Source organism: Yersinia aldovae ATCC 35236, from assembly GCF_000173735.1.
GTDB classification, from domain to species: Bacteria; Pseudomonadota; Gammaproteobacteria; order Enterobacterales; family Enterobacteriaceae; genus Yersinia; species Yersinia aldovae.
Genome location: NZ_ACCB01000069.1, coordinates 1 through 7,303, shown reverse-complemented (window position 1 = coordinate 7,303; position 7,303 = coordinate 1). Strand labels below are relative to the sequence as shown.

The following is a 7,303-nucleotide window of genomic DNA, read 5'->3' as shown; positions in this document are numbered from 1 at the left end:
TGTCGGCGGGCTGGGATTTATCAGATGTGACTGAAATCCCTGATAGTCTCTTTCATGAGTACACCGTATTTCCGCTGGGTAAGTGCAGGGTTGTTGTTGATGGGATGCCTGCATGGGCGGATATCTCACCGCCACTACTCACCGCTAATGAACTGGCCGCCACGGCGCGCAGTTATCGTGATGCTTTTATAACCGCCACCGATCCGATGATGGTCAGTGATTACTGCATCGGTGATACCCCGCTAACTAAGGCACAGCGCACCGAGTTAACCACCACCCGCGCCGCCTACCGTGCATGGCCGGCGCTGGAAAACTGGCCGTTGATTGAATTGCCCGAACTGCCGCAATGGTTGTTAGTGGAGGCGGTCAATCAGGGTTATCGTGCCCCGGTCTGGCCCCCGCTGTCTGCTTAATATTTTAACTTGCCCCCGATTGCGGGGCTTTTTCGTTGTACCAATCACCACACACCCCCAATCAGATGCCCTCCGCCCCGTAAGTCGTCACCATACTCTCACCCTCAATCAACAGAGAGTTAATCTATGAGTGATTACCATCACGGCGTCCGCGTTCTCGAAATCAACGAGGGGACGCGCGTCATTTCCACTGTTTCCACCGCCATTGTCGGCATGGTCTGCACCAGCGATGATGCTGACGCAACCGCATTCCCCCTCAATACCCCGGTACTGATTACTGATGTGCGCGCCGCTGCCGGTAAAGCCGGTAAAAAAGGCACGCTGGCCGCGTCATTGCTGGCGATTGCTGAACAGTCGCGCCCGGTCACCATTGTGGTGCGAGTGGCTACCGGTAAAGATGAGGCCGAAACCACGTCTAATATCATCGGCGGCGCTGATGAGAACGGCCGCTACACTGGCATGAAAGCGCTGTTAGATGCGCAATCAGTTACCGGTGTTCGCCCGCGTATTCTTGGTGTGCCGGGGCTGGATAATCAGCAAGTATCTACCGCGCTGGCGAGTGTCTGCCAACAGTTACGCGCCTTTGGTTATATCAGCGCGTACGGCTGCAAGACCCTTTCCGAAGCGATGTTGTACCGCGAGAGTTTCAGCCAGCGTGAACTGATGTTGATTTGGCCGGACTTCCTGAGCTGGAACACCACCGCCAACAGTACCGATATTGCTTATGCCACCGCCCGCGCACTCGGCCTGCGCGCCAAGATTGACCAAGAAACGGGATGGCATAAAACCCTGTCTAACGTCGGCGTGAATGGTGTCACCGGTATCTCTGCCAGCGTCTACTGGGATTTACAGACCGTTGGCACTGACGCTGACTTACTTAACAAAGCCTGTGTAACAACGCTAATCCGTAAAGACGGCTTCAAGTTTTGGGGTTCGCGTACCTGCTCTGATGATCCACTGTTTGCCTTTGAGAACTACACCCGCACCGCGCAGATTCTGGCCGACACCATGGCCGAGGCGCAGTTGTGGGCGATAGACCGCCCGATGCACCCGACGCTGGTCAAAGACATGATTGGCAGCATCAACGCCAAATTCCGCGAAATGAAATCCGCCGGGCTGATTATTGACGGCGCTTGCTGGTATGACGACAGCGCCAACGATAAAGACACCCTGAAAGCGGGCAAGTTGTTTATCGATTACGACTACACCCCAGTGCCACCACTGGAAGATTTAACCCTGCGTCAGCGTATCACCGATAAATATTTGGTGAACTTTGCCGCTGCCGTCAACAGCTAAGGAAACCTGACTTATGGCACTGCCACGTAAGCTGAAATTGATGAACCTGTTTAACGATGGTCGGGATTACATGGGGATCGTCTCCGCCATCACCCTGCCGAAACTGACCCGTAAGCTGGAGAACTACCGGGGCGGAGGGATGAATGGCGTGGCTCCAATTGATTTGGGGCTGGATGACGATGCGCTTTCCATGGAATGGTCGATGGGCGGCATTGACGAGCTGGTGTTGCAGCAATGGGGAACGCCCAAAGTTGACGCGGTTCCGCTGCGTTTTGCCGGCGCTTATCAGCGTGATGACACTGGCGAAGTGACGGCGGTAGAGGTCGAAATCCGTGGCCGTCATAAAGAGATTGATGGCGGTGAATCCAAGCAAGGGGAAGACACCGAAACCAAGGTATCCACCCAGTGCACTTACTACAAGCTGACCATTGACGGCAAAGTGGTAATGGAGATTGACGTGGTTAACCTGATTGAAATGGTTAACGGCGTAGACCTGCTGGAAGCCCAACGCAAGGCCATTGGCCGCTAACCCCTGACGGCCAGTGTGAACCCGCTGGCCCTCCCTGACCCCATTGGAAAAAACCATGAAAAAAGTGACTGCTAAAACTGAACCCACCGCCGAGATTAACGAGAATGTGGTGGTACTGGAAACCCCATTAAAACGCGGCGATAGCCTGATTACTGAAATTGAAGTTTACCGCCCCAATGCCGGGTCGTTGCGCGGAGTGAGGCTGCTCGATATAGCCAATGCTGATGTCGATGCGCTGATTATTGTTTTGCCGCGTATCACCTCACCGACACTGACCGCCGCCGAATGTGGCCGTCTGGAGTTGCCCGATTTAGTGGCGCTGGCCGGTAAGGTGGTTGGTTTTTTGTCGCCGAAACAGGGGGCGTAACGCTCGACCCGAAACTGGAAGTGGACGACCTGATGGCGGACATTGCCGCCATTTTTCACTGGCCGCCGTCAGAGCTTTGGGCCTTGAGCCTCACCGAGCTGGTGCGCTGGCGTCATAAAGCCCTGCTACGAAGTGGAGCCGTAAATCATGAGTAAGAGCTTACAGCTACAGGTATTGCTCAAAGCCGTAGACCAAGCCACTCGCCCATTTAAAGCCATTCAAACCGCCAGTAAATCCCTCACTGGCGACATTCGCAACACGCAAAGCAGCATCAAATCCCTTGATGCGCAGGCGGCGAAAATTGACGGTTTCCGCAAGGCCAGCGCCCAACTGGCGGTCACCGGGCAGGCGCTGAAAAAAGCCAAAGAAGACGCGGCTGCGCTGGCTATTGCCTTTAAAAACACCGAGAAACCCACTGCTCAACAAGCCCGACTGATGGAGGGAGCCAAGCGCGCGGCGTCTGAACTGCAAACCAAATACAACGGGTTACGCCAGTCAGTGCAGCGCCAGCGCGATGCTCTCAACGCTGATGGCATAGCGACTAAAAATCTGAGCAGTGAACAGCGCCGGTTACGCAGCAGTGCCGCCGAGGCCACGGTTGCCCTCAGCCGCCAGCGCCAAGAGCTGCAACGCCTGAGCCTGAAACAGGAACAACTCAACCGTATCAGCAGTCGCTACCAGAAAGGCAAAGCTGCCACCAGTGCGGTGCGTAATACCAGCGCCGCCAGTTTGGGGGTGGCAACCGCCGGGCTATACGGTGCGGCAAAACTGATTGCACCGGGTATCCAGTTCGACAGTCAAATGTCGGGCACTCAGGCAATTTTGGGGCTGGATAAAAAAGACGCCAAGCTGGCCGCTATTCGTCAACAGGCGCGGGATATCGGCGGCTCCACCGCCTTTTCCCCGACCGATGTGGCACGAACCCAAGACACACTGGCCCGTTCCGGCTATGACGCTGACGCCATTCTGGCCGCCACTGAGCCGACAGTTAACCTGTCGCTGGCGTCCGGGGTGGATATCGCCGAGTCGGCGGATATTGTCACCAACATGCAATCGGCGTTTAACCTGCCGTTAGACCAGATTAAACGGGTGTCAGACGTGATGGCGAAAGGCTTCACCAGCTCAAACACCAACCTGTTAGAGCTGGGCGAGGCGATGAAATATGTCGCCCCGATTGCTGAGGCCGCCGGGGCCAGCATCGAAGACACCACCGCGTTACTCGGGGTGCTGGCCGATAACGGCATCAAGGGCAGCATGGCCGGGACAAGTACCAGTGCGGTGTTTAGCCGCTTACAGGCTCCGGTCGGTAAAGCGCCGGAAGCCTTGCGCGAACTGGGAATAACCACCCGCGACGGCAAAGGCAATATGTTGCCGGTGGCGAAAATCCTCAAAGACATAAACCGCTCGTTTAAAAAGAACAAATTAGGCACCGCGCAACAAGCCGAATACCTGAAAGTGATCTTTGGTGAAGAGGCGATGAAAGGCGCGGTGAAACTGGTGGCCGCCGCCGGTAACGGCAAATTGGCAGAGAAGCAAAGTAAGTTAAAAAATGCCGATGGCACCGCGCAATCTATTGCCACGGTGAGAATGGATAACCTTGACGGTGACCTGAAAAACCTGAGTTCGGCATGGGAAGACTTAGAAATTGAAGTCTTTGAGAAACAAGACTCCGCGCTGCGCCAACTGACCGTCACCGCAACCGACTGGCTGGTGAATGTGGCTGCATGGGCCAAGAAAAATCCCGAGCTGGTCAGCACCATTACCACCGTTACTGGCGCGGCGTTGGCACTGGTTGCCGGGCTGGGTGCGTTGGGTCTGATTGCATGGCCGGTCATGGCGGGCTTTAACCTGCTGTTGGCGGGAGCCGGTTTATTGAGTACCGGCTTTTCACTGGTGGCCGGAACCATTGCCGCAACACTTGCCACGTTGGCATGGCCGGTCACTGCGGTGATTGCGCTTATTATCGCTGGTGCGCTACTTATTCGTAAGTTTTGGGAGCCTATTAGCGCATTTATGGCGGGTGTAGTGACAGGCTTTACCGCTGTTGCCGGGCCAATCAGTGCGGCATTTACCCCGCTAATTAATGGCTTTAACCAGCTCAAGACACTGTTTGCTGAATTGGTCGCCCCCATCAAATTTAGTGGAGAGTCGTTGCTTATTGCTACCACTGCCGGGGAAACATTCGGCCGAGGTTTAGCTTATGCGCTCAAACTTCCCATTGATGCACTGGGGCAGCTACGCAGTGGCATTGACTGGGTGCTGGAAAAGCTCGGCATCATTGATAGCAAATCTGCTGGGCTGGCCGATAACGTCCCAAAAGATAACCCTTATGCGGGCGGATACTCACCCAGTGGCGGCGTGTTGTACGGCGGTTATCAGCCGGTCACCGCCAATACTGGCACCACTATCGTTGATAGCAGTGTGACCACCAACGATATCAAGATAACTATCCCACCGGGCATGAGTCGACAGGATGCGGAACGAATGATGACCGATGCCCTTGCCAAGAACGAACGCGATAAGCGCGCCCGTCAGCGCGGCCAGATGGAGAATGATTAATCATGATGTTATCACTGGGGTTATTTGTGTTTATGCGCCAGACCACGCCTTATCAAAGCATGGCGCGCAATATTGATTACCGCTGGCCGACGAATAGCCGGGTAGGTTTACGGCCAGCCGCGCAGTTTCTTGGCGTCGACTGCGAAAAAATCACCCTTTCCGGGGTACTACTGCCGGAACTGACCGGCGGCCACCTGTCATTGCTGGCTCTTGAAGTGATGGCTGACCAAGGCAAAGCATGGCCGCTGGTTGAGGGTAGCGGCATGATTTACGGCATGTTTGTCATTGAGAGTCTGAGCCAGACCGGCGCACTGTTTTTTGCCGACGGCAGCGCCCGGCGCATTGAGTTCACCCTCAATCTGTTGCGGGTTGATGAGTCACTCACTGCGATGTTTGGCGACCTGCAACAACAGGCTGACGAGTTGCTGGGTAAAGCAACGGCCATGACCGATAAAGCCCCGTCGTCAATCGGAGGATTATTCTCATGATGAGCGGCATTGCTTTACCGGCTGGGGCGGAGTTGGCCCCCGACTTTATGCTGAATATCAACGCGAAAGATATCACGCAGAATATTCGTGATCGGCTGTTGTCCCTGAGCCTGACCGACAACCGGGGCTTTGACGCTGATCAACTTGATATTGAACTGGATGACGCTGACGGCCAGCTTGCCATGCCGGAACGGGGCGCGGTGTTATCGGTGTTCTTGGGCTGGAAAGGCTCTGCGCTGATTGGCAAAGGTGATTTTACCGTGGATGAGGTCGAGCACCACGGCGCACCGGATACGCTGACCATTCGCGCCCGCAGTGCGGATTTTCGCGGTTCGCTTAATGCGCGGCGGGAAGTCTCTTATCATGAGACAACACTGGGTAACGTGGTGGCGCAAGTGGCGGAGCGCAACAACCTGAAAGCGATGCTGGCTGACGGTCTGGCGGATATCGCTATCTCTCATATTGACCAGACCCAAGAGACTGACGCCAAATTTATCACCCGGTTAGCTTCACTGAATGGCGCGGTAGCCGCCGTTAAAGCCGGGCGATTGTTGTTTATCAAGCCGGGTAGCGCGGTCACCGCCAGCGGTAAACCTATTCCGCAAATGACCCTCACCCGGCAAGATGGCGACCAGCACAGCTTTAGTATTGCTGACCGGGGCGCGTATACCGGTGTGAGTGCCAGTTGGTTGCACACCAAAGACCCGAAACCGGCCAAGCCGAAAAAGGTTAAGTTAAAGCGCAAGCCAAAATTTAAACAGCTCCGCGCACTGGAACACCCCAAAGCCAAACCGACCCGCACCAAAGCGGCTAAAGAGAAAAAGCCGGTAGAGGAAAAACAAGGGGATTATCTGGTGGGGGCTGAGGATAATGTCTTTGTTATCACCACGGTTTACGCCACGCAAAAAGCCGCCATGCGCGCTGCCCAGTCTAAATGGGAGAAGTTACAGCGCGGTGTTGCTGAGTTCACTATCACCCTCGCTATGGGGCGCGCTGATTTATTTCCTGAAACCCCTGTCGCGGTCAGCGGCTTTAAATCGGTGATAGACCAACAGAGCTGGATAATCAGCAAGGTAGCGCACAGCCTGAGTAACAGCGGCTACACCACCCAATTATCTCTCGAAGTGTTGTTGTCGGATGTAACCTATGAGGCCACCGAGTAGTAAAATTCAACTAATTGATATTTATTTCACAAATGCGAATGCCGGTGATAAGATCAGCATAATTATTGAATAGGCAGTTTCGGAGGTAAATATGATGCATTGCCCACGCTGTAGATTTGCAGCACACGCGAGATCCAGCCGTTACCTTAGTGACGAAACGAAAGAACGCTATCACCAGTGCACGAATATTAATTGCGGCAAAACCTTTAAGACCCATGAAACAATCGTTGATACGATAATGGAGCCGGGAATAATTAATGCTGTACCGCCCCACCCTAAAGGGAATCAAGGCGTATTGTGGATGTAATGGAAAAAGCCTGCAAATTGCAGGCTTTTTTATTATTAAAATTTGGCGTAATTAATATCTTATTGGGGAAAACTGGTGGTTTATCGTGCTTGCCGCTGGGTGCAACCTTGAGGGTGTGAAAAGTGCCGTAGACACAATGTAGTCATTTTGTAGTCACTCTGCTGCCACTTGCCAAATCTCA

At 54.3% G+C, this 7,303-nt stretch carries 9 protein-coding genes; all 9 read left to right on the top strand.

Features of this window, described 5'->3' with window-relative positions:
* Positions 1 to 413 (top strand): hypothetical protein (locus tag YALDO0001_RS22070; RefSeq protein ID WP_042840566.1); only part of this gene is annotated, 413 nt, incomplete at its 5' end.
* 126 nt (positions 414 to 539) lie between these two features.
* Positions 540 to 1,709, top strand: coding sequence for a phage tail sheath protein (locus YALDO0001_RS18760; RefSeq protein ID WP_004705531.1), 1,170 nt, complete (start codon positions 540 to 542; stop codon positions 1,707 to 1,709).
* Between the two features lie 13 nt (positions 1,710 to 1,722).
* Positions 1,723 to 2,238, top strand: coding sequence for a phage major tail tube protein (locus YALDO0001_RS18755; RefSeq protein ID WP_004705530.1), 516 nt, complete (start codon positions 1,723 to 1,725; stop codon positions 2,236 to 2,238).
* A gap of 55 nt (positions 2,239 to 2,293) precedes the next feature.
* Positions 2,294 to 2,605, top strand: a complete 312-nt coding sequence (locus YALDO0001_RS18750) for a phage tail assembly protein (RefSeq protein ID WP_042840565.1) — start codon at positions 2,294 to 2,296, stop codon at positions 2,603 to 2,605.
* Positions 2,606 to 2,637: 32 nt separating this feature from the next.
* The gene (locus tag YALDO0001_RS18745; protein WP_004875948.1) at positions 2,638 to 2,760 is read left to right on the top strand and encodes a GpE family phage tail protein; all 123 of its coding nucleotides are present in this window, start codon (positions 2,638 to 2,640) and stop codon (positions 2,758 to 2,760) included.
* Positions 2,753 to 5,164 (top strand): phage tail tape measure protein, encoded by a 2,412-nt coding sequence (locus YALDO0001_RS18740; RefSeq protein ID WP_004705528.1) that lies wholly within the window; start codon positions 2,753 to 2,755, stop codon positions 5,162 to 5,164. The genes YALDO0001_RS18745 and YALDO0001_RS18740 overlap by 8 nt, the downstream gene beginning before the upstream one ends.
* Before the next feature lie 2 nt (positions 5,165 to 5,166).
* Entirely contained in the window at positions 5,167 to 5,652 is a 486-nt protein-coding gene (locus YALDO0001_RS18735) for a phage tail protein (protein WP_042840563.1), read from the top strand.
* A complete protein-coding gene (locus tag YALDO0001_RS18730) occupies positions 5,649 to 6,815 on the top strand; it encodes a phage late control D family protein (RefSeq protein ID WP_042840561.1) in 1,167 nt (388 codons plus the stop codon). The genes YALDO0001_RS18735 and YALDO0001_RS18730 overlap by 4 nt, the downstream gene beginning before the upstream one ends.
* Positions 6,816 to 6,906: 91 nt before the next feature.
* A complete protein-coding gene (locus YALDO0001_RS20475; protein ID WP_071986427.1) occupies positions 6,907 to 7,122 on the top strand; it encodes a DNA-binding transcriptional regulator in 216 nt (71 codons plus the stop codon).
* The last annotated feature ends 181 nt before the right edge of the window (positions 7,123 to 7,303 follow it).

What these genes read in the sequence shown, in the direction of transcription:
- YALDO0001_RS18735 (WP_042840563.1), top strand. Translation starts at nt 5,167, where the DNA reads ATGATGTTATCACTGGGGTTATTTGTGTTTATGCGCCAGACCACGCCT.
- YALDO0001_RS18745 (WP_004875948.1), top strand. Translation starts at nt 2,638, where the DNA reads ATGGCGGACATTGCCGCCATTTTTCACTGGCCGCCGTCAGAGCTTTGG.
- YALDO0001_RS20475 (WP_071986427.1), top strand. Translation starts at nt 6,907, where the DNA reads ATGATGCATTGCCCACGCTGTAGATTTGCAGCACACGCGAGATCCAGC.
- YALDO0001_RS18750 (WP_042840565.1), top strand. Translation starts at nt 2,294, where the DNA reads ATGAAAAAAGTGACTGCTAAAACTGAACCCACCGCCGAGATTAACGAG.
- YALDO0001_RS18740 (WP_004705528.1), top strand. Translation starts at nt 2,753, where the DNA reads ATGAGTAAGAGCTTACAGCTACAGGTATTGCTCAAAGCCGTAGACCAA.
- YALDO0001_RS18755 (WP_004705530.1), top strand. Translation starts at nt 1,723, where the DNA reads ATGGCACTGCCACGTAAGCTGAAATTGATGAACCTGTTTAACGATGGT.
- YALDO0001_RS18730 (WP_042840561.1), top strand. Translation starts at nt 5,649, where the DNA reads ATGATGAGCGGCATTGCTTTACCGGCTGGGGCGGAGTTGGCCCCCGAC.
- YALDO0001_RS18760 (WP_004705531.1), top strand. Translation starts at nt 540, where the DNA reads ATGAGTGATTACCATCACGGCGTCCGCGTTCTCGAAATCAACGAGGGG.